Source organism: Ketogulonicigenium robustum (assembly GCF_002117445.1).
Lineage (GTDB): Bacteria > Pseudomonadota > Alphaproteobacteria > Rhodobacterales > Rhodobacteraceae > Ketogulonicigenium > Ketogulonicigenium robustum.
Window position 1 is genome coordinate 921,445 of record NZ_CP019937.1, and the last position, 19,600, is coordinate 941,044.

19 protein-coding genes are annotated in these 19,600 nt (G+C 61.9%); 7 read left to right on the forward strand and 12 right to left on the reverse strand.

Features of this window, described 5'->3' with window-relative positions; translation table 11 throughout:
- Positions 1 to 5: 5 nt before the first annotated feature.
- The 5 genes from BVG79_RS04690 to BVG79_RS04710 all read right to left on the reverse strand — a co-directional run bounded on the left by BVG79_RS04690 (position 6) and on the right by BVG79_RS04710 (position 5,282).
- A complete protein-coding gene (locus tag BVG79_RS04690; RefSeq protein WP_085785867.1) occupies positions 6 to 1,343 on the reverse strand; it encodes a protein adenylyltransferase SelO in 1,338 nt (445 codons plus the stop codon).
- Positions 1,344 to 2,285, reverse strand: a complete 942-nt coding sequence (locus tag BVG79_RS04695) for a nucleoside hydrolase (protein WP_085785868.1) — start codon at positions 2,283 to 2,285, stop codon at positions 1,344 to 1,346. It lies immediately after the preceding gene.
- Positions 2,286 to 2,413: 128 nt separating this feature from the next.
- Entirely contained in the window at positions 2,414 to 2,875 is a 462-nt protein-coding gene (locus BVG79_RS04700; RefSeq protein ID WP_085785869.1) for a hypothetical protein, read from the reverse strand.
- Between the two features lie 63 nt (positions 2,876 to 2,938).
- On the reverse strand, positions 2,939 to 3,499 hold the full coding sequence (gene ilvN, locus BVG79_RS04705; protein ID WP_085785870.1) for an acetolactate synthase small subunit: 561 nt from the start codon (positions 3,497 to 3,499) through the stop codon (positions 2,939 to 2,941).
- Between the two features lie 13 nt (positions 3,500 to 3,512).
- The gene (locus BVG79_RS04710; protein WP_085785871.1) at positions 3,513 to 5,282 is read right to left on the reverse strand and encodes an acetolactate synthase 3 large subunit; all 1,770 of its coding nucleotides are present in this window, start codon (positions 5,280 to 5,282) and stop codon (positions 3,513 to 3,515) included.
- A 551-nt stretch (positions 5,283 to 5,833) separates the two neighbouring features.
- Between BVG79_RS04710 and BVG79_RS04715 the strand changes: the two genes are divergently transcribed.
- From BVG79_RS04715 to BVG79_RS04725, 3 genes are all read left to right on the forward strand, one after another.
- Positions 5,834 to 6,931 carry a TRAP transporter substrate-binding protein gene (locus BVG79_RS04715; RefSeq protein WP_085785872.1) on the forward strand — a complete coding sequence of 366 codons (1,098 nt, stop codon included), beginning with the start codon at positions 5,834 to 5,836 and terminating at the stop codon, positions 6,929 to 6,931.
- 204 nt (positions 6,932 to 7,135) lie between these two features.
- Positions 7,136 to 8,242, forward strand: a complete 1,107-nt coding sequence (locus BVG79_RS04720) for a TRAP transporter substrate-binding protein (protein WP_085785873.1) — start codon at positions 7,136 to 7,138, stop codon at positions 8,240 to 8,242.
- A 204-nt stretch (positions 8,243 to 8,446) separates the two neighbouring features.
- The gene (locus BVG79_RS04725; RefSeq protein WP_085785874.1) at positions 8,447 to 9,553 is read left to right on the forward strand and encodes a TRAP transporter substrate-binding protein; all 1,107 of its coding nucleotides are present in this window, start codon (positions 8,447 to 8,449) and stop codon (positions 9,551 to 9,553) included.
- 124 nt (positions 9,554 to 9,677) lie between these two features.
- Here the strand turns inward: BVG79_RS04725 and BVG79_RS04730 are convergent, their stop codons facing one another.
- The 4 genes from BVG79_RS04730 to BVG79_RS04745 form a co-directional block, all read right to left on the reverse strand.
- Positions 9,678 to 11,417, reverse strand: coding sequence for a TRAP transporter large permease (locus BVG79_RS04730; RefSeq protein ID WP_085785875.1), 1,740 nt, complete (start codon positions 11,415 to 11,417; stop codon positions 9,678 to 9,680).
- Entirely contained in the window at positions 11,414 to 12,022 is a 609-nt protein-coding gene (locus BVG79_RS04735; protein ID WP_085785876.1) for a TRAP transporter small permease subunit, read from the reverse strand. The genes BVG79_RS04730 and BVG79_RS04735 overlap by 4 nt, the downstream gene beginning before the upstream one ends.
- 256 nt (positions 12,023 to 12,278) lie before the next feature.
- Positions 12,279 to 13,115: an arginyltransferase gene (locus tag BVG79_RS04740; RefSeq protein WP_085787251.1), complete on the reverse strand. Its 837-nt coding sequence runs from the start codon at positions 13,113 to 13,115 to the stop codon at positions 12,279 to 12,281.
- Between the two features lie 92 nt (positions 13,116 to 13,207).
- Positions 13,208 to 13,660 carry an RDD family protein gene (locus BVG79_RS04745; RefSeq protein ID WP_085785877.1) on the reverse strand — a complete coding sequence of 151 codons (453 nt, stop codon included), beginning with the start codon at positions 13,658 to 13,660 and terminating at the stop codon, positions 13,208 to 13,210.
- 109 nt (positions 13,661 to 13,769) lie between these two features.
- Here BVG79_RS04745 and BVG79_RS04750 point away from each other — a divergent pair, with 109 nt between their 5' ends.
- Together BVG79_RS04750 and BVG79_RS04755 are read left to right on the forward strand one after the other, a co-directional pair.
- Complete coding sequence (locus tag BVG79_RS04750; RefSeq protein ID WP_085785878.1) at positions 13,770 to 15,137, forward strand: MATE family efflux transporter; 1,368 nt, start codon at positions 13,770 to 13,772, stop codon at positions 15,135 to 15,137.
- Positions 15,138 to 15,147: 10 nt separating this feature from the next.
- A complete protein-coding gene (locus tag BVG79_RS04755) occupies positions 15,148 to 15,756 on the forward strand; it encodes a DedA family protein (RefSeq protein WP_085785879.1) in 609 nt (202 codons plus the stop codon).
- On the opposite strand, the gene BVG79_RS04760 is transcribed toward BVG79_RS04755, so the two are convergent.
- On the reverse strand, positions 15,753 to 16,955 hold the full coding sequence (locus BVG79_RS04760) for a pyridoxal phosphate-dependent aminotransferase (protein ID WP_085785880.1): 1,203 nt from the start codon (positions 16,953 to 16,955) through the stop codon (positions 15,753 to 15,755). The genes BVG79_RS04755 and BVG79_RS04760 overlap by 4 nt on opposite strands.
- Before the next feature lie 90 nt (positions 16,956 to 17,045).
- Here BVG79_RS04760 and BVG79_RS04765 point away from each other — a divergent pair, with 90 nt between their 5' ends.
- Positions 17,046 to 17,315, forward strand: coding sequence for an FAD assembly factor SdhE (locus tag BVG79_RS04765; RefSeq protein WP_085785881.1), 270 nt, complete (start codon positions 17,046 to 17,048; stop codon positions 17,313 to 17,315).
- 90 nt (positions 17,316 to 17,405) lie between these two features.
- The gene (locus tag BVG79_RS04770) at positions 17,406 to 17,906 is read left to right on the forward strand and encodes a MarR family winged helix-turn-helix transcriptional regulator (protein ID WP_085785882.1); all 501 of its coding nucleotides are present in this window, start codon (positions 17,406 to 17,408) and stop codon (positions 17,904 to 17,906) included.
- A gap of 21 nt (positions 17,907 to 17,927) precedes the next feature.
- On the opposite strand, the gene BVG79_RS04775 is transcribed toward BVG79_RS04770, so the two are convergent.
- Positions 17,928 to 18,356, reverse strand: a complete 429-nt coding sequence (locus BVG79_RS04775) for a VOC family protein (protein WP_085785883.1) — start codon at positions 18,354 to 18,356, stop codon at positions 17,928 to 17,930.
- 28 nt (positions 18,357 to 18,384) lie between these two features.
- Positions 18,385 to 19,590 carry a peptidoglycan DD-metalloendopeptidase family protein gene (locus BVG79_RS04780; RefSeq protein WP_236951421.1) on the reverse strand — a complete coding sequence of 402 codons (1,206 nt, stop codon included), beginning with the start codon at positions 19,588 to 19,590 and terminating at the stop codon, positions 18,385 to 18,387.
- Positions 19,591 to 19,600 lie beyond the last annotated feature (10 nt).

Sequence of the window (19,600 nt, forward strand, 5' to 3'; positions counted from 1 at the left end):
TTTTTTTATGTGCCGCAGAAGGTGCGGGTGATGCGTTCGTCCTCGGTTGGGGGGGCGGCGTAGGTGGGGTTCGGGGTGAAGGGCTGCGTGACGGCGGCCAGCAGGGTGTGGAACGGCGCCTCGTCACCCGCCAGCGCGGCGTAGATGGCCTGTTCGATCTGGTGGTTGCGCGGGATGACTTGCGGGTTGCGCAGGGCAGTCAGGTCGGGGTTCAGGGCCAGCCAGTCGCGCTGCCACGCATCAAAACCAGCGCGGTTGACGAATTGGTCGCGGGCCTCGGGCAGGGTGGCGAAGGTGTTGGTGAAATCGGCGCCGTCTTCTGCCATCAGGTCTAGCAGGCGGGTGGCGATGGGGCGGGTGTCCTCGGTCAGGGTCAGGCCCAGCTTTGCGCCAAAGACTTCCAGCCACGCGGCCTCGTAGAGCGCGGGGAAGGCGTTGATCGCCTCTTGCATTTCGGCGCGGGCGGTTTCGGGGTTGGGCATCAGTGGCAGCAGGCAGGTGGCTAGCTGCGCAAGGTTCCAATGCGCGATGTTGGGCTGGTTGCCATAGGCATAGCGGCCGTAGGTGTCGATGGATGAAAACACCGCGTTCGGATTGTAGCCATCGATAAAGGCGCAGGGGCCGAAGTCGATCGTCTCGCCCGAGACGGCCATGTTGTCGGTGTTCATCACGCCATGGACAAAGCCGATCCCCATCCATTGCGCGACCAGATGCGCTTGCCGCGCCATGACGCCGTGCAGGAAGTCGAGGGCGTTTTGCGCATCGGGGTAGTGTAGGTCGCAGGCGTGTTCCAGCAGGGCGCCCACGGCATCAACATCTTGATGCGCGGCGAAGAACTGGAAGGTGCCGATGCGGATGTGGCTGCTGGCGACGCGTACCAGAATGGCGCCGGGCAGCGGCATTTCGCGCTGCACGCGGGCGCCGGTTTCCAGTGCCGCCAGCGCACGGGTGGTGGGGATGCCGAGGGCGTGCATCGCCTCGGACACGATATATTCGCGCAGCACGGGGCCGAGGGCGGCACGCCCGTCGCCCTGACGGCTGAACGGGGTTGGCCCCGCGCCCTTCAGCACGATGTCTTTGCCGCCCGCGCTGCCCAGCAGCACCGCGCGGCCATCGCCGAGGTAGGGGTTCCAGTTGCCGAATTGGTGCCCCGCATAGGCCTGTGCGATGGGGGTGGTGCCTGCAGGGATCGCGTTGCCCGCCATTTCGTCCACGCTGATCGTCAACCCAAGTTCATCGGCCAGCGGCTGATTAAAGGCAATCAGCCGCGGGGCTGGCACGGGTGTGGGGCGCTGGGGCGCATACATCCGATCAGGTAGGGCGGTATAGGCGGGCGGTTGCATTTACAGGGTTCCGATCCGTTCGGTCAGCAGGGCGTAGAAGCCATCGGCATCCACATCGCCGAGGAACAGCGCATTGGGCGCGCGCCCCGAGACGCGCCACCAGTCGGCTACCGTCATACCACGGGTCAGTTCGGACTGCACTTCGATCTCGACATTGATGTCGCGGCCGGTGAACAGGTCGGGCTGGATCAGCCATGCGATCACGCAAGGGTCATGCAGCGGGCCGCCGTCCGAGCCGTATTTGGCGGTATCGAAGCGTTCAAAGAAATCCAGCCAGCCTGCCACCGCATCGCCAAGGCGCGTGCCCATGTCGCGGAAACGCTGCACGCGGGGGCGGGTGGTCAGGGCTTTGTGGGTCACATCCAGCGGCAACACGGTCAGCGGCACGCCGCTGTCGAAGACGACCTTGGCGGCCTCGGGGTCGACCCAGATGTTGAATTCGGCGGCGGGGGTGATGTTGCCGACCTCGAAATACGCGCCGCCCATCAGGACGACGCGCTTGACGCGGGCGATAATGTCGGGTGCGCGGCGGAAGGCTTGGGCGACGTCGGTCATCGGCCCGAGGGTGCACAGCGTGACCGTGCCCGCAGGTTCGCGGCGCAGAGTTTCGATGATGAAATCGACGCCGTGCTGCGCTTGCACCGGCATGGTGGGTTCGGGCAGGTCGGCCCCGTCAAGGCCGGTGGCGCCGTGGACATGTTCGGCCGTGGCCAGAGTGCGCACCATGGGGCCGGAATGTCCCTCGAACACCGGAATATCGGTGCGGCCTGCCAGTTCCAGCACGACGCGCACGTTGCGGCTGGTCGCGGCAAGGGGGACGTTGCCGCCGACGGCGACGATGCCCAGCACTTCGATCTCGGCGGGCGACCCCAGCGCCAGCAGAATGGCCAGCGCGTCGTCTTGGCCAGGGTCGGTGTCGATGATGATTTTTTGCGGTGCCATGGCGTTCTCCCAGATGATGCTTGGTATCCAAGCATGGCGGCTGGGGAAGCGCTAGGGCCGTTAGCGGCGGCGCAGCTGGTGAAGCAGGAAAAACGCGGCGATGGCGATGATCGTGGCAATGACCGCGTTCACGGTGTTTGACAGCGCGATGGAGAGGTGTAGCCCGGCAAGAATCCGAAGCTGGCCCCCCACAGGCCCAGCGCCACAGCAAAGGGGGCCAGCTTGGGCCAGCGCCGCGCCAGCAGTCCCATCACAAAGACCCAAGGCGCCGGCAGCCACCACAGCCAGCCATGGATGTTGCCCAGCGCCAGAACGGCGGCGATCAGTGTTGTAATGGCGATCAGACCCCAGACAACCGTGTCCGAGAAAATCTCCATCCCTTTGCCGCTGAGGGCGCTGATAATGGTGAACAAGGTGCCAAGCAGGAAGCATATGGCAAGGGCGACAAACAGCCACCCAAAGACAACGGCGGTGCCGCTGCCACGATAGGCCATGATCAGCCCGATAATCAGGGCGATGCCGGCAATGGCTGATGTTATGGAAATGTTGCGCCACGGCAGCAGCGCGCGCGTGGTGGATGTGTTTGTCATGGGCAACCTGTTTTACAGGGGGTTGCCCATGACGATAGTGGGAATTCTTCCGTTGGGGAAGGTTTACTTTGCCCCGCGTTTCAGGCCGGCGACGCCGGTGCGGGCCATCTCGACCAGGCCCAGGGGGCGCATCAGGTCGGCGAAAGCGTCGAGTTTGGTCGGGGCGCCGCTGATTTCAAAGACGAAGCTGTCCAGCGTGCTATCGACCACATTGGCACGAAAGATCTCGGCCAGACGCAGGGCCTCGATGCGGGCCTCGCCTTTGCCGGCGACCTTGAACAGCCCCAATTCGCGCGAGACGGCGTTGCCCTCGACCGTCAGGTCATTGACCGCGTGGACCGAGACGATGCGGCCCAGCTGCGCCTTGATCTGTTCGATCACCTGCGGCGTGCCCGATGTGACCACCGTAATACGCGAGCGTTTGTCGAGGTGGTCGACCTCGGCTACGGTGAGGCTTTCGATGTTGTAGCCGCGCCCCGAGAACATGCCCACCACGCGCGCCAGCACGCCCGGTTCGTTTTCGACCAACACGCTGAGGGTATGGCGTTCGGCGGCGCTTTCGGTGCCCGACAGGTTGTAGACCGAATGGCTGACGGAATCGCTGCTGAGTTTCATTGCGGACATTCCTTGTTCCCCCTTATACCAGCATCGCGCCTGCGCCGGTGATCGCACCGACGGTCGAGGCATCGCCCAACAGCATTTCGTTATGCGGCTTGCCCGACGGGATCATCGGGAAGCAGTTTTCGTGTTTTGCCACCAAGCAATCGAAGATGACGGGGCCGGGGGTGGTGATCATTTCCATGATCGCGTCATCCAGCGTGTCGGGGTCGTCGCAGATGATGCCCTTGGCGCCGAAGGCCTCGGCCAGTTTAACGAAATCGGGCAGGCTTTCCGACCAGCTTTGGGAATACCGCTCGCCGTGCAGCAGTTGCTGCCACTGGCGCACCATGCCAAGGCGTTCGTTGTTCAGGATGAACTGCTTGACCGGCAGGCCGAATTGCATCGCCGTGCCCATTTCTTGCATGTTCATCAGCCAGCTAGCCTCGCCCGCGACGTTGATGACCAGCGCCTCGGGGTGGGCGATCTGCACGCCGATGCTGGCGGGGAAGCCGTAGCCCATGGTGCCAAGGCCGCCCGAGGTCATCCAGCGGTGAGGTTCGTCAAAGTGCAGGAACTGTGCGGCCCACATCTGGTGCTGGCCGACCTCGGTCGTGATGTAGCGGTCGTACTTCTTTGTCAGCTCTTGCAAGCGCTGCAGGGCGTATTGCGGTTTGATGACCTTGCCCGATTGTTCGTAGTGCAGGCAGTCGACCTGTTTCCACGCGGCGATTTCGGGCCACCATTTGGTTTGCACGGCGGCATCGGTCTTGCTGCCGCGGGCGCGCCATTGGGCCAGCACTTGTTCCAGTACGTCGGCCACATCGCCCACGATGCCGACATCAACGCGGATGACCTTGTTGATCGACGAGGGGTCGATGTCGATATGCACTTTGCGCGAGTTGGGGCTGAACGCCGACACGAGGCCGGTGATGCGGTCATCGAACCGCGCGCCGATGTTGATCATCAGGTCGCAGTCATGCATCGCCATGTTGGCTTCATACAGGCCGTGCATGCCCAGCATCCCTAGCCACGCCTTGCCCGAGGCAGGATAGGCGCCCAGACCCATCAGGGTCGAGGTGATCGGGAAGCCGGTTTCGCCCACCAACTCGCGCAGCAGTTGGCTGGCGCGCGGGCCCGAATTGATGACGCCGCCGCCGGTGTAGAACACGGGGCGCTTGGCGCGCTCGATCATGGTCACCAGTTCGGCGATGGCGGCCTCGCTCGGGCTGCGGCGCGGGTTGTAGCGCTGCTGCACCGTATCGCGCGGGGTGTAGGTGGCCGTGGCGAATTGCACGTCTTTGGGGATGTCGATCAGCACGGGGCCGGGGCGGCCGGTGGTGGCGACGTGGAAGGCTTGGTGCAGGGTACGCGACAGGTCGGACGTGTCTTTCACCAGCCAGTTGTGCTTGGTGCAGGGGCGGGTGATGCCGACTGTGTCAGCCTCTTGAAAGCCGTCGGTGCCGATCATGAAGGTGGCGACCTGACCCGACATGACAACTAGCGGGATCGAATCAAGCAGCGCGTCGGTCAGGCCGGTGACGGCGTTCGTCGCGCCCGGGCCCGATGTCACCAGCACCACACCGGGCTTGCCGGTCGATCGGGCGTACCCCTCGGCTGCGTGGACGGCGGCTTGTTCGTGGCGCACCAGAATGTGCCGGATTTCGTTTTGTTGGAACAATGCGTCATAGATGGGTAGGACGGCTCCACCCGGATAGCCGAATACGGTATCTACACCCTGTTCGCGCAGGGCCTGGATCACCATCTGTGCGCCAGTCATTTCCAGTTCACTGGGCATTTCGCGCGTCATTGTCGTCTCCACCTGTGTTGCGACGTGCTGTCGCCAGAAAAACAAAAGCCCCCGGGGGTTAACCGGGGGCGCATGGTTCCATCGCTGGAGTGCCGTTACCGGCCCATGCGCCTGAATCCACCTACGAGGGTAATGAGGGTCGGGGTCATTCCAAGCCTTCGTTGCTTTGTTCGATGGCGCGCTTATGCACGGCGGCGGTTGGCGCGTCAACAGATTTTGTAAATTATATGTCTTTTTTGTTATTGTAAGGGACATAATATTTCAACATTACCTTCGCCGGCGGGGGTGTGGGAAAGCTGCCTTGCGGGGTGATTCTGGCTGATCGGCTCCATTTTAGCCGCTACTCGCCCTATGTTCGTCATAGGTGTCGGAAGGAATGATCCCAATTTTTCTATGAATTGAAATAAAATTACGCTATCATGGCGTACAGTGAATTTGCAGGCCTTTCGCGGCTTTTTCTATTTCGTGCGAAATCGGGGCAAATTACGCTGAGTTTAGCGCATTCGGCGGGGGCGCCATAAAACCCCGTCACCGAGGGAGAGAGAAAACCAATGGATCGTCGTTCATTTCTGACGAAATCCGCAGTCGTGGGCGCTGCCGCCAGCACGCTAGCCGCGCCCGCACTTGCACAAAGCAATCCGCGCATCACGTGGCGCTTGGCGTCGTCGTTCCCCAAATCGCTGGATACGATTTACGGGGCTGCGGATGATCTTTACAACTTCGTGTCCGAAGCCACGGACGGTAACTTCACCATTCAGCCGTTCGCCGCGGGGGAGATTGTGGGCGCGCTGCAGGTGCATGATGCTGTCACCGACGGCACGGTCGAGGCCGCGCACACCGCTGGGTATTATTTCTGGGGCAAAGACCCGACCTTCGCGCTGGGCTGTGCGGTGCCTTTCTCGCTCAGCTCGCGCGCGATGAACGCCTTTATGTATGATGGCGGCGGTAACGAGATCTATAACGAGTTTTTGGCGCAATATAATATCATTGCCTTTCCGGGCGGGAACTCGGGCACGCAGATGGGCGGCTGGTTCCGTAAGGAAATCAACACCGTCGACGACCTGCGCGGGCTAAAAATGCGCATCGGTGGTTTCGCCGGTAAAGTGCTGGAACAGCTGGGTCTGGTGCCGCAACAGATTGCGGGCGGAGACATCTATCAGGCGCTGGAGCGTGGCACGATTGACGCGGCCGAGTGGATCGGCCCCTATGACGACGAAAAGCTGGGCTTTGTGAAGGTCGCCCCCTATTACTACGCGCCCGGCGTGTGGGAAGGCGGCCCGATGTGGCACTTCTATTTCAACACCACCGCCTACAATAACCTGCCCGAGAATTACAAAGCCGTGCTGCGGTCGGCCTGTGATGCGGCAAACGTGCGGATGCTGTCGAAGTACGATTACAAGAACCCGACCGCGATCAAGCAATTGGTCGGGCAGGGCGCGCAGCTGCGTTGGTTCAGCAAAGAGGTGATGGACGCGATGTTCGACGCCGCGAACCGCACCTATGCCGAATACGAGGCGACCAACCCGCATTTCGCCAAAATGTGGGGCGCGATCAAGGATTTCCGCTCGGAATATTATACTTGGGCGCAGATCGCCGATTACAACTACGACACCTATATGATGATCAAGCAGAACGAAGGCGCGCTGTAAGGCGTCGTTTTGCCGTGACTACAGGGCCCCGCAGTCAAGCTGCGGGGCTTTTGGGTTATGTCAGGGAAGTTTACCTATATATTTCCGCAATAAAATGATGATTTGTAGAAATATTCATCGGTTTTATTATTCCATCCGTCGGGGAACTTGACTAGTTTGCGCGAACCTCCGGGGACGATTCCCGGGGTTTGGGAGGACTACCAGATGGATAGACGTTCGTTTCTGGCCAAAGCCTCGGTCGGGGGTGTTGCGGCTGCGGCTGTCAGCACGCTGGCCGCACCGGCACTGGCGCAGAGCAACCCGCGCATTACGTGGCGCTTGGCTTCATCCTTTCCCAAGTCGCTTGACGTGCTTTATGGCGGCGCCGAGAGCCTGAACCGGTATCTGTCCGAGGCGACAGATGGCAACTTCACCATCCAGCCGTTTGCGGCGGGGGAATTGGTGGGCCCATTGCAGGTGCAGGATGCGGTCAGCGAAGGCACGGTCGAGGCGGCTCATACCGTCGGCTATTATTTCTGGGGTAAGGACCCGACGTTCGCGTTGGCGACCTCGATCCCGTTTTCGCTGTCGGCGCGGGGGATGAATGCGTTCCTGTATTACGGTGGCGGCAACGAACTCTATAACAAGTTTTTGGCGACGCATAACATTGTCGCCTATCCCGGCGGCAATTCGGGCGCGCAGATGGGCGGTTGGTTCCGCAAGGAAATCAACACGACCGAGGATCTGCGCGGGCTGAAGTTCCGCGTCGGCGGTTTCGCTGGCAAGGTGCTGGAGCAGCTGGGCGTCGTGCCGCAGCAGATCGCGGCGGGCGACATCTATCAGGCGCTGGAGCGCGGCACGATTGATGCGGCCGAATGGGTCGGCCCCTATGATGATGAAAAACTGGGTTTCGTGAAGGTTGCGCCCTATTACTACGCGCCCGGCGTGTGGGAAGGCGGCCCGACGCTGCACTTCTATTTCAACAAACCCGCCTATGACGACCTGCCGCCGCAGTACAAGACCCTGTTGCAGATGGCGACGCGCGCGGTGAATAACGACGTTCTGGCCGAATACGACTGGCGCAACCCGCCCGCGCTGAAGGTACTGGCTGCCCAAGGCGCGAACCTGCGCTGGTTCCCCAAAGAGGTGATGGACGACATGTTCGATGCCGCCAACGGCGTTTACGCCGAAATGGAGGCGACAAATCCCGCGTTTGCCGAGATGTGGGGGGCGATCAAACAGTTCCGCGCGGATCATTACACGTGGTCGCAGGTGACCGAATACACCTACGACACCTATATGATGATCAAGCAAAACGAGGGTGCGCTGTAAGCCACCGCTGCGTTTTACAGTCAAGGCCCCGCAGTTCTACTGCGGGGCTTTTGCGTTATGTCAGCAAAGATTACCTATTTTTATAGCAATAAAATATCGCGCAGCGTCAAAAATATTCGGTTTTGTTATTCCATCTTTGTGACAACCTTATTAGGTTGCCGAAAGTTTCCCCGGGCGATTCCGGGATTTGAGAGGATTACTTTCATGGATAGACGTTCGTTTATGGCGAAGGCCTCGGTTGGCGGTGCTGCTGCGGCAGCCGCAACCACGCTGGCCGCGCCGGCCCTTGCACAAAGCATGCCCCGCATCACCTGGCGTCTGGCGTCTTCGTTCCCGAAGTCGACCCCTTCGCTGTGGAACGCGGGCGAGACGCTGTGCAACTTCGTGTCCGAGGCGACCGATGGCCAGTTCACCATTCAGCCCTTCGCCCCGGGCGAGCTGGTTGGCGGCCTGCAAGTGCACGATGCCGTCAGCGAAGGCACCGTCGAGATTGCCCACACCGTTGGCTATTATTTCTGGGGCAAGGATCCGACCTTTGCGCTGGGCTCGGCTGTTCCGTTCGCGCTGAACGCCCGTGGCATGAACGCGTTCATGTACTACGGCGGCGGCAACGAAATGTATAACGAGTTCCTGAGCCAGTTTAACCTGTATGGTCTGCCTGGCGGTAACACCGGTGCGCAGATGGGTGGCTGGTTCCGCAAGGAAATCAACACCGTCGATGACCTGAAGGGCCTGAAGTTCCGCGTAGGTGGCTTCGCCGGGCGCGTGCTGGAAGAGCTGGGCGTTGTACCCCAGCAGCTGGCGGGCGGCGACGTTTACGCCGCGCTGGAGCGTGGCACGATTGACGCGACCGAATTCACCAACCCCTACGACGACGAAAAGCTGGGCTTTGTGAAGGTTGCGCCGTACTACTACGCCCCCGGCGTGTGGGAAGGCGGCCCGATGGTGCACTTCTTCCTGAACAAGCAAAAGCACGAAGAACTGCCGCCGGTGTATCAGGCAGTGCTGCGCGGCGCGTCGGCTATGGCCAACGGCTCGATGCTGGCCGACTATGACTGGCGCAACCCGCCGGCGTTGCTGGAACTGGTCGCCCAAGGTGCGCAGCTGCGTTACTTCTCGAAAGAGGTGATGGACGCGATGTTCGATGCCGCCAACAAGGTTTACGCAGAAATCGGTGCGACCAACCCGGCATTTGCGAATATGTGGGGCGCGATCAAGGACTTCCGCACCAAGCACTACACGTGGTCGCAGGTGACGGAATACAACTACGACACCTATATGATGATCAAGCAAAACGAAGGCGCGCTGTAAGCAGCCGCCCGCGTTTAGCGAAAAGCCCCGAGGCGTTGCCTCGGGGCTTTTTTTTGTTGGCCTTTTGTTGGAATGTAATGCGCCGCTTTAAAAAGAAACGGCGCCCCGTAGGGCGCCGCTTTGATTAGTTGCCGACGTTCAGGCTGCCGGGGCTACCAAGGCCCGGCGCACCGAGGCCGGGGGCACCCGCGCCACCAAGGCTGGGTCCGCCAAGGCTAGGCCCGCCAAGGCTGGGCCCACCCAATCCGCCACCGACACCCGGCAGGCTGATGGTGACCGAGGATGTGTCGATCGCTGGCCCCTTGTAGTGCATCACCAGCTGCGGGAAGATGATGACGATGACCATCATCAGCAGTTGCAGCGCCATGAACGGGATTGCCCCCAGATAGATTTGCCCCGATGTCACTGGTGCGATCTTTTGTCCGGTGATCTTGTCGATATAGGGCACGCGGGGCGCGACCGATCGCAAGAAGTGTAGGGCAAAGCCGAATGGCGGGTGCATGAACGATGTCTGCATGTTGATTGCAAGGATCACGCCCAGCCAGACAAGGTCGATGTTCAGGGCAACCGCAGGGGCGACCAGCAGCGGCACGATAATAAAGGCCAGCTCGAAATAATCGAGGAAGAAGGCCAGGAAGAACACAAGGATCGACACCACGATGATGAAGCCTGTGGCACCACCGGGCAGGGATGTCAGCAGGTGTTCAACCCAGATGTGGCCGTTCACGCCATAGAACGTCAGCGAGAAGACGCGGGCGCCCAGCAGGATGAACATCACGAAGGTCGACAGGCGCGTGGTCGAGATCAGGGCCTGTTTGATGACATCGAGGTTCAGGCGGCGCTTGGCTGCAGCCAGGATCAGTGATCCGGCAGCACCCATCGCGCCAGCCTCGGTGGGGGTGGCAACGCCAAGGAAGATCGTGCCCAGCACCAGGAAGATCAGCGCAACCGGCGGCACCATGACGATGACGACCTGTTGGGCCAGATGCGACATCCGGTTCCACTTCAGTTTACGATCCAGCAGCGTGTAACTGTAGACGATCAGCACCGCGACGAAGCCGCCGATGATGTCGGCGTTGCTGGGGGTCATCACGTTGGTGAACAGACGGATGCAGATGATCGCCAGAATGATCAGCGCGCCCAAGGCGACGCCAAGCGACCCCATGCCCTTGCCCAGTGTGCGCGCCTCGGGCGGCAGGGCAGGGACTTTGTGGGGGCGGAAGATGGCCATATATGCAACGTAAAGCAGATAAATGCCTGCCAGCGCCAGCGCGGGGTACATCGCGCCTTTGAACATATCGCCTGCCGAGCGGCCCAGCTGGTCGGCCAGAACGATCAGCACCAGCGAAGGCGGGACGACCTGGGCCAGCGTGCCCGATGCGGCAATCACGCCCGCCGAGAACGAGCGGTCGTAGCCGTAGCGCAGCATGATCGGCAGCGAGATGAGGCCCATGGCGATAACCGACGCGGCCACAACGCCGGTGGTTGCCGCCAGCATGGTGCCCACGATGACCACGGCAAAAGCCAGACCGCCGCGGATCGAACCGAAGAGTTGGCCGATCGTGTCCAGCAGGTCCTCGGCCATCCCCGATTTTTCAAGGATGACCCCCATAAAGGTAAAGAATGGGATCGCCAGCATCGTATCGTTTGACATCGTGCCAAAGAAACGGTCGGGCAGCGCATTCAGCAGCGGCCAGCTTAGCGTGATGACACCGTTGGAATGGGGTGCCAGTTCGACGCCGATGACGAAGAACAGCAGGCCGTTTGCGGCCAGCGCGAAGGCGACAGGGTAGCCGATCAGCAAGAAGATGATCAGCGATGCGAACATGATCGGCGCCATGTTCGTGGCGATGAACTCCATCATTTTGCTTGCTCCGCTTGCTGCGCCTTCAGGATTTCCGCGGCGAGTTGCTGGGCCTCTTGCTCGGCCAGGTCACGGGCGGTCACATAAGGGTTCGGGTCGATGTAGGTACCTGTCATCACGCCGACACGCTTGATGATTTCCGACAGGCCCTGAAAGAACATTTGCAAAAAGCCGATTAGCAGCATCAGCTTGGCGGGCCACAGGATCAGGCCGCCTGCGTTGGCCGACATTTCGCCCGAATTGTACGAGCGGATCACGTAGGGCCACAGAAAGTAGATCATGACCAGAACGAAGGGCATCAGAAAGAAGATGTGCCCCAGCAGTTCGATCCAGTTGCGCGCGTTGCGCGACAGGCGGCCATAGATCAGGTCGATCCTAACGTGGTCGTTCGTTTTGATCACCCAAGATGCGGCCAGCATGAAGGCGGCACCGTAAAGGTACCATTGCAGTTCAAGGTAGCCGTTCGACGAATAGTTGAACACTTTGCGCACGATGGCGTTCAGCGCTGAGACGAGAATTGCGACAAAGATGAGCCAGCCGACCTGTTTACCGATCCACTCGTTCACCCGGTCGACAAGCCTCGAGAAGGCCAGAAGTCCGTTCATATAATATTTCCCCCCCGCGTAAAAAGATCACGCTACGACGATAGGCCACGAAATAAAATTTCGCGGCCGCTGTGGGGCCAAACTAGGTCGAAACACCCTAAATCGTCAACTAAATGCGAGGGGCGGGCGCTATTTTATTGGGCGCGCCCGCAAGGAACCTAGCGTCATTCTGGCCGTTTCGGGTAACCTTGTTAATCGGAAGGGTGTTTTTGCGGAATAAGATTTCGTTGGCCGCTTTGTGCGATTCCCGCACAGATTAGGCGGGCGGCTCGTCGGGTAGGACGATATTGGCGACCTGTTCTGCCACCGGTGCGGTGTCGAGGGGGTGGACTTCGGTCAGGGGCGGGTTATCGGGATCGAGGCCGATCCATGTGCCGCTGCGGTAAATCTCCAGCGGGTGGTAGCGCGCCTTGTAGGCCATTTTGGGGCTGCCGGGCACCCAATAGCCCAAGTACACGTAAGGCAGCCCCATTTCCTGCGCGATCTGGATGTGCTGCAAGATGATGTAGCTGCCTAGCGAGTCATGCGCCCGCGCGGGGTCGTAGAACGAATAGACCAGCGACAGGCCGTCATCCAGAATATCGATCAGGCAGCAGCCGACAAGGCCGTCGCTGTCGCGCGCGATCTGCGCGGCGGCGGGGTCGACAAATTCGACGACGCGGCTGCGCACGGGGGTTTGTTCGATCATGGCGGCGAATTCGAACACGTCCATATCGGCCATGCCGCCGTCGGCATGGCGGGCATCCAGATAGCGGCGGAACAGGTCGTATTGCTCGTCACTGGCCCATGTGGGGCGCAGACGACGCTGTAGGGTGCTGTTGCGCGCCAGCACGCGGCGCTGCCATTTGTTGGGTTTGAAATCGGCCACGCGGATGCGCGCCGACATGCAGGCGCTGCAATTGGCGCAGGTGGGCCGGTAGATCACGTTCTGCGACCGCCGGAACCCCTGTTGCGACAGGGCGTCATTCATGGTTGCCGCGCTGTCGCCTTGCAGCGCGGTGAACAGCTTCCGCTCGAGCCGCCCGGCCAGGTAGGGGCACGGGGCGGGCGCGGTGACATAGAACTGCGGTGCCAGTGGCAGGCTATGGCGCATCATTCAACAGGGGGTGAGGGGCTTTGAATTTTGCGCAAGCTTAGCACGTGCGTTTCGTTTGTCTACGCCCGTCACCGGCAGGAAGCCGCGCGTTACAGCGCGCTTGCCGGACGGTTGATCATGGCGGTGCGCAGCACCATGTCGGTCAGCCCCTGACCCGCGCCGCGGAAGATCATCAGCAGCACCGATATGATTTGCAGCGGCGTGATGGCAACGCTGATGGCGTAGCCCAGCGTGTGCAGCAGGGCGGTTCGGTTATCCAACCGCTCGCCTTGCTCGGTGCGCAGTTCGATCGACATCAGCCGCATGCCGGGCGTGGCCGACCACAGCGTCAGCGCGCCCCAGCGGTAAAGGAAGCCCAGCACGAACCAGATCGCGCCCAGAAAGAACAGCCCGACGAACACCGTCAGCAACACAATCGCGCCGCTGAGGGCGAACAGCACGAACCCGTCGATGATCCACGCGACGAGGCGTTTGAACGTCACCAGACGGTAGAAATCGGGTTCGGTTTTGGGGTCGGGCAGGCTGAGGATGGTTTGCGGCATGGGGCCTCCGATCGTGTTACGGGGTTAAGGTGGGGGCAGCGGGGCGGTTTTACAACGCTGGACTGCGCGGGGCTTTGTCATTACTCAGCCACTTGAGGGAGCACTTACCATGGATACAGCGCAAAAGCAGCGTTTTACGTCTGAAATCTGGGGCATGCTGGCACTGGGGGTGCCGCTGATCGCATCGAATTTGGCGCAGATGATCGTCAATTTGACCGACACCGTTTTGCTAGGTTGGTATGATGTAAAGGCGCTGGCGGCGGTTACTTTGGCGCATGCGCTGTATACACTGCTGTATCTGTTCGGGGCGGGCTTTGCCTGGGCGGTGATGCCGCTGGTGGCCGAGGCTGGCGTGCAGGGCGACGAAACTCGCGTGCGCCGCGTGACGCGGATGGGCATTTGGCTGACGCTGGGCTTTGGCGCGCTGGCGCTGGTGCCGATGATGGCCTCGGGGTATTTGCTGCGCGCCATCGGGCAGGATCCGGCGATGGCGGATATGGCGCATTCGTACCTGCGGATCGTGGCGTTCGGGCTGATTTTCAGCCTGCTGGTTGCGTGCCTGCGCAGCTTTCTGGCGGCGCTGTCGCATACCGCCATCGTGTTCTGGACGACGGTGATCGTCGCCTCGGTCAATGCGGTGCTGGTATATGGGCTGATCTTTGGAAACTTCGGGCTGCCCGCGCTGGGAATGGTGGGCGCGGCGGTGGGCACCACCATTGCGCAGGCCGTGGGGCTGCTGGTGCTGTCGGTCTATGCCGCGCGCAAATTGCCGCGCTATCATCTGTTCCAGCGGTTCTGGCGCCCTGATTTCGGCGCGATCCGCGAAGTGCTGCGCATCGGGCTGCCCATCGGCCTGACCAATTTGGCCGAGGGCGGCTTGTTCAGCGCCACCGCCGTGCTGGTGGGCTGGATCGGCACCGGCCAGTTGGCGGCACACGGGATCGCGATGCAGATCTCGGGGATGGTGTTCATGCTGTATATGGGCCTGTCGCAGGCCGCGACGATTTTGGCGGGCCGCGCGTATGGCCAGCGTGATGCAGCGGCGCTGCGGCGCGTGTCGCAGGCGGCGGGCATTGTCACCATGGGCGTTCTGGTCATTGGCGTGGCGGTGTTTGTGCTGTTTCGCGGGCCGATGGTCGGGGCGTTCATATCGATGGACGACCCCAATCGTGCCGAGGTTTTGCGCATCGGCATGGCGTTGCTGCTGATGTCGGCGCTGTTTCAGGCGCTGGATGCCATGCAGGTCATGGCGCTGGGGTTGCTGCGCGCGGTACAAGATACCACTGTGCCGATGTTGATGGCGATCTTTGGCTATTGGTGCGTGGGCTTCCCGACCAGCCTTGTCATCGGCATCTGGCTGGGCGGCGGCGAGGTCGGCGTTTGGGTCGGGTTGGTGGCGGGGCTGTTCGTCGCCTCGGTTCTGATGCTGTCGCGGTATCTGCGCGGGCTTGCGCGCCATACGTATATTCCTGCCTGAAGGGGGCCTTATGTTTGATGCACTGCTGGGGCTGATGAACGCGGGCGGCGCGTTCGGGCTGGCGCTGATCATGTTTTTGGAAAACGTGTTCCCGCCTGTTCCGTCCGAGGTGATCATCCCGCTGGCAGGGTTCTTGGCGGCCAGCGGGCGCATGGCGCTGTGGGAAGTGATCGTCGCGGGCGTGGCGGGGTCGGTGCTGGGGGCGCTATTCTGGTATTGGATCGGGCTGGCCGTGGGCAAAGACCGCGTCATGGCCTTTGTCGCGCGCTGGGGTTTCATCCTGACCATCAGCGAGGACGAGGCCGAGCGCGCCTTTGCGTGGTTCCAGCGCTATGGGGCATGGGCGGTGTTTTTCGCGCGTGTCTTGCCGGGGGTGCGGACGCTGATTTCGATCCCTGCGGGGATGGCCCGCATGTCGATGCCGCTATTTTTGGTCACGACGACGCTGGGCAGTGCCATTTGGGTCAGTATTCTGGCCGGTGCCGGGCTGCTGCTGCGCGAGAATTACGACCACATTTCGCGCTATATCGACCCGCTGTCGTATGTGGTGATCGGGGCGATTGTCGGTATTTACGTGTGGCGCCTGCTGCGGCAATTGCGCAGCAGGCCCAAGGGTTAACGCAAACCTTCGCAGAAGGTCTTGATGCGGGCGCAAGCCTCGGTCAGCTCTGCCTCGGATGTGGCGTAGCTGATGCGGAAGTTCGGCGAGAGGCCGAAGGCCGCGCCGAAGACAACCGCGACGCCGGTTTCATCCAGCAAGGCGCTGACGAAGGCTTCGTCATTGTCGATCAGCACACCGCTTTTGCTGGTTTTGCCGATGCAGCCTGAAATGTCGGGATATACGTAGAAGGCGCCCTCGGGCACGGGGCAGTTCAGGCCGGGGCAGGCGTTCAGCGCGGCGACAACCAGATCGCGGCGGCCTTGGAACAGGGCCTTGTTATCCTCGATATAATCCTGCGGGCCGTTCAGCGCCTCGAGCGCGGCGTATTGGCTGATCGAGCAGGGGTTCGAGGTCGATTGCGACTGGATCTTGGCGATAGCCTTGATCAGCGCGGTGGGGCCTGCGGCGTAGCCGATGCGCCAGCCGGTCATCGCATAGGCTTTCGACACGCCGTTCACTGTCAGCGTGCGGTCGTAGAGGGCGGGTTCCACCTGCGCAGGTGTGCAGAAGGTGAACCCGTCGAACGCGAGGTGTTCGTACATATCGTCCGATAGCACCCAGACATGCGGGTGGCGCAGCAGCACATCGGTCAGGGCCTTCAGCTCGGCCCACGAATAACCGGCGCCGGTGGGGTTCGAGGGGCTGTTGAACAAGAACCACTTTGTCTTGGGCGTAATCGCCGCTTCCAGCTGCGCGGGCGTGATCTTGAAGTTGGTCTCGAGGCCGCCGGTGATCACCACGGGCGTGCCGCCGGCCAGCAGCACCATATCGGGGTAGCTGACCCAGTAGGGCGCGGGGATCAGCACTTCATCGCCGGGGTTCAGCGTGGCCATCAGGGCATTATACAGTACCTGCTTGCCGCCCGTGCCGACGGTCACTTGCGCGGGCGTATAGGTCAGGTTGTTTTCGCGCGCGAATTTGGCGCAGATCGCCTGTTTCAGCGCGGGGATGCCGTCAACGGGGGTGTATTTCGTCTTGCCTTCGTTGATCGCGCGGATCGCCGCGTCTTTGATGTTCTGGGGCGTATCGAAATCGGGCTCGCCCGCGCCGAGGCTGATGATGTCGCGTCCCTCGGCCTTGAGTTCGGCGGCACGGGTGGTCACGGCGATGGTGGGCGAGGGTTTGACCCGCGCAAGGGTCTGGGAAAGGAAGCTCATGTGCTTGTCCTGCTGGCTGGCTGCCCTCTGGCGGGGCACCCCCGTTTCGTGGCATAGCGGGCGCACCATGGCAAGCGGGGGAAGTGGACGATGCACGACGAAATGCGGTTGCGCCGCCTGCACATGCGGGCGATCCGGCGGGGGATCAAGGAAATGGACCTGCTGCTGGGGCATTTCGCGGCCGCGCGCCTTTCCAGCCTGTCGCCCGCCGAGCTGGACGGGTTCGAGACGCTGCTGGCCGAGAATGACCATGATATTCATGCTTGGGCGACCGGCGCGCAGGCGGTGCCTGACGCTTACGCGGAGCTGATGGCGCAGTTGCTGGCCCATGCCGATGGGGTGAAGGGCAGTTGGGTCTAGCGCATTTTGTCTAAAAAGCCGCCTAAAATGCGGTGCGGTTAACGACGTTTTGGGATTTTGCGGCGAATCTTCCCCAAAAGGGAGAGCTGGATGAATCATCAACGCGCTAACGACATGACACCCGCCGTGCCGGCCCAGATGGTCAGCTATTTCGATGCGTTGGGTTTGGTGGAACGGCTGCACCGCCTGCTGCTGGATCTGGTCAAGGACGAGTTCGAGCGGCTAGGCCTGCTAGAGATCAACCCCGTGCAGGCGCTGCTGTTGTTCAATATTGCCGAGCAGGAGCTGACTGCAGGCGAGCTGAAGTCGCGCGGGTTTTATCAGGGCAGCAATGTCAGCTATAATCTGAAAAAGCTGGTTGATCTGAACTACTTGCATCACGAACGCAGCACGGTTGACCGGCGCGCGGTGCGCATCCGCCTAAGCGAGAAGGGCCGCCGTGTGCGCGAAACGCTGCAACGTTTGTTCGCGGGCCATGCTGACGGGCTGGTCGCACGCGGTGTGCTGCCGCGCGAGGGGATGGACGATCTGACGCTGATGTTGCGCCGTGTCGAGCGGTATTGGAGTGAGCAGATCCGGTACATCTACTGACGGGCCGGATCTGCGCTGTATTTACCAGTGACCGGTGTTCGGCATCGAGGCCCACGGCTCGGCGGGGGGCAGGTTGTCGCCCTCTTGCAGCAGCTCGATCGAGATGTTGTCGGGCGAGCGGACGAAGGCCATGTGGCCGTCGCGCGGCGGGCGGTTAATGGTGATGCCCGCATCCATCAGGCGCTGGCAGAGGTCGTAGATATTGTCGACGCGGTAGGCCAGATGGCCGAAATGGCGGCTGTCGGCGGGCAGGCCCTCGTCGCCGTCCCAGTTGAAGGTCAGCTCGACCGAGACTTCCTCTTGCCCGGGGGCGACCATGAAGACCAGCGTGTAGCGGCCCTTTTCACTTTCCGTGCGGCGCTTTTCAACCAGCCCCAGCGCCTTGTAGAACGCGATGCTTTTGTCGAGGTCGAGGACGCGCACCATCGTGTGCAGATAACGCAAAGCCATTGTTTTTCCTTTCAGATCTTCATGTGCTTTAAGGCAGCATGGTCGATGGGTCGACGGATTCCAACCCGCGACGTACCTCGAAGTGGAGGTAGGACGGATCGCCCGCCGCGACCTTGCCGATGGTCTGGCCGCGCGTGACGCTGGCCCCGCGCGAGACAGTCAGGTTATCGAGGTGGGTGTAGACGGTCATCAGGTTGTTGTCGTGGCGGATGACAACGATCTGCACGCCCTCGGTATTGGTGGTGATGGCGGCAACCGTGCCCGCTGCAGCGGCGCTGACGTTGGTGCCAGCGGCGGCGCCGATGTCGATCCCCTCGTTCCGGCCCTTGGCATAGGCGCGGATGATGTTGCCCGCGACGGGGCGTTGCAGCGCACTGGACTGGCTGGCGCTGGTTTGCTGCGACCCGAGGTTCGGGGCCGCGGTTGCAGCGGCGGCCGTCGTCGTGGCGGCAGCAGCGGTGGTGCTGGTCGTCGCCTCGCGCGGGAGGGGTTGGGTCGAGCTGGGCGGGATCGGCGTGGGCGAGCCTTGGCCGGGTTCGGATGTGGTGCTGCCGGCGGGCGGATTGCCGTTCGCGGTGGGGATCATCAGATACTGCCCCTCGCGGATGGTCATGTTGGAGTCGAGGCCGTTCCATTCGGCCAACGACCGCACCGGCACGTTGTAGCGGCGCGCGATAATATAGGCGGTTTCGCCGCGCGCGACTTGGTGGCGGATCGGCTCGGAAATGGCGAATGGTGTGCTGGCGGCGGGGGCCGTTGTGGTGGCGGCAGGCGCAGCCGCGCCCCCTGCGGCGGGGGGCAGCGCCGATGTGGTCACGGTGCCTGCACGGTCGATCGCGGCACCCGCGATGCTGGTGATGTCGCTGCCGCCGTCGCTAACGCGGCTGGGCAGGGCCAGAATTTCACCCGCGCGCAGCGATGTGCCGCCTTGCAGGCCGTTATACGCCGCCAGTTGGTTCGGGTCGAGGCCGAGGCGCGTTGCGATGCTGGCCACCGTATCGCCGCTGCGGGCGACGGCGACTTGGTACGTCGGGTAGGAAATCACGCCGCGCGCATCGGGGGCGGGGCGGTTGTTCGTTTGCACCGCGCCTTCGGTGGTGAAGCCCGGGCCCATGCCGCGCAGGTCGTAATCGGTGACGGTGCCGCAGGCGGCCAGTGCAAGCAGCGCGGCGCCACCCAGCAGCGTTACGCTGCGCTGGCGGGCAGGGGTCGAAATCTGCATCAGTTTGGGCATGTTATCCTCA

Bases quoted from the DNA above. Each gene is read 5' to 3' on its own strand.
- BVG79_RS04770 (WP_085785882.1), top strand. From the start codon at position 17,406: ATGAATCATCAACGCGCTAACGACATGACACCCGCCGTGCCGGCCCAG.
- BVG79_RS04695 (WP_085785868.1), bottom strand. From the start codon at position 2,285: ATGGCACCGCAAAAAATCATCATCGACACCGACCCTGGCCAAGACGAC.
- BVG79_RS04715 (WP_085785872.1), top strand. From the start codon at position 5,834: ATGGATCGTCGTTCATTTCTGACGAAATCCGCAGTCGTGGGCGCTGCC.
- BVG79_RS04745 (WP_085785877.1), bottom strand. From the start codon at position 13,660: ATGCCGCAAACCATCCTCAGCCTGCCCGACCCCAAAACCGAACCCGAT.
- BVG79_RS04730 (WP_085785875.1), bottom strand. From the start codon at position 11,417: ATGATGGAGTTCATCGCCACGAACATGGCGCCGATCATGTTCGCATCG.
- BVG79_RS04720 (WP_085785873.1), top strand. From the start codon at position 7,136: ATGGATAGACGTTCGTTTCTGGCCAAAGCCTCGGTCGGGGGTGTTGCG.
- BVG79_RS04775 (WP_085785883.1), bottom strand. From the start codon at position 18,356: ATGGCTTTGCGTTATCTGCACACGATGGTGCGCGTCCTCGACCTCGAC.
- BVG79_RS04755 (WP_085785879.1), top strand. From the start codon at position 15,148: ATGTTTGATGCACTGCTGGGGCTGATGAACGCGGGCGGCGCGTTCGGG.
- BVG79_RS04780 (WP_236951421.1), bottom strand. From the start codon at position 19,590: ATGCCCAAACTGATGCAGATTTCGACCCCTGCCCGCCAGCGCAGCGTA.
- ilvN (WP_085785870.1), bottom strand. From the start codon at position 3,499: ATGTCCGCAATGAAACTCAGCAGCGATTCCGTCAGCCATTCGGTCTAC.
- BVG79_RS04700 (WP_085785869.1), bottom strand. From the start codon at position 2,875: ATGACAAACACATCCACCACGCGCGCGCTGCTGCCGTGGCGCAACATT.
- BVG79_RS04725 (WP_085785874.1), top strand. From the start codon at position 8,447: ATGGATAGACGTTCGTTTATGGCGAAGGCCTCGGTTGGCGGTGCTGCT.
- BVG79_RS04735 (WP_085785876.1), bottom strand. From the start codon at position 12,022: ATGAACGGACTTCTGGCCTTCTCGAGGCTTGTCGACCGGGTGAACGAG.
- BVG79_RS04740 (WP_085787251.1), bottom strand. From the start codon at position 13,115: ATGCGCCATAGCCTGCCACTGGCACCGCAGTTCTATGTCACCGCGCCC.
- BVG79_RS04760 (WP_085785880.1), bottom strand. From the start codon at position 16,955: ATGAGCTTCCTTTCCCAGACCCTTGCGCGGGTCAAACCCTCGCCCACC.
- BVG79_RS04690 (WP_085785867.1), bottom strand. From the start codon at position 1,343: ATGCAACCGCCCGCCTATACCGCCCTACCTGATCGGATGTATGCGCCC.
- BVG79_RS04765 (WP_085785881.1), top strand. From the start codon at position 17,046: ATGCACGACGAAATGCGGTTGCGCCGCCTGCACATGCGGGCGATCCGG.
- BVG79_RS04750 (WP_085785878.1), top strand. From the start codon at position 13,770: ATGGATACAGCGCAAAAGCAGCGTTTTACGTCTGAAATCTGGGGCATG.
- BVG79_RS04710 (WP_085785871.1), bottom strand. From the start codon at position 5,282: ATGACGCGCGAAATGCCCAGTGAACTGGAAATGACTGGCGCACAGATG.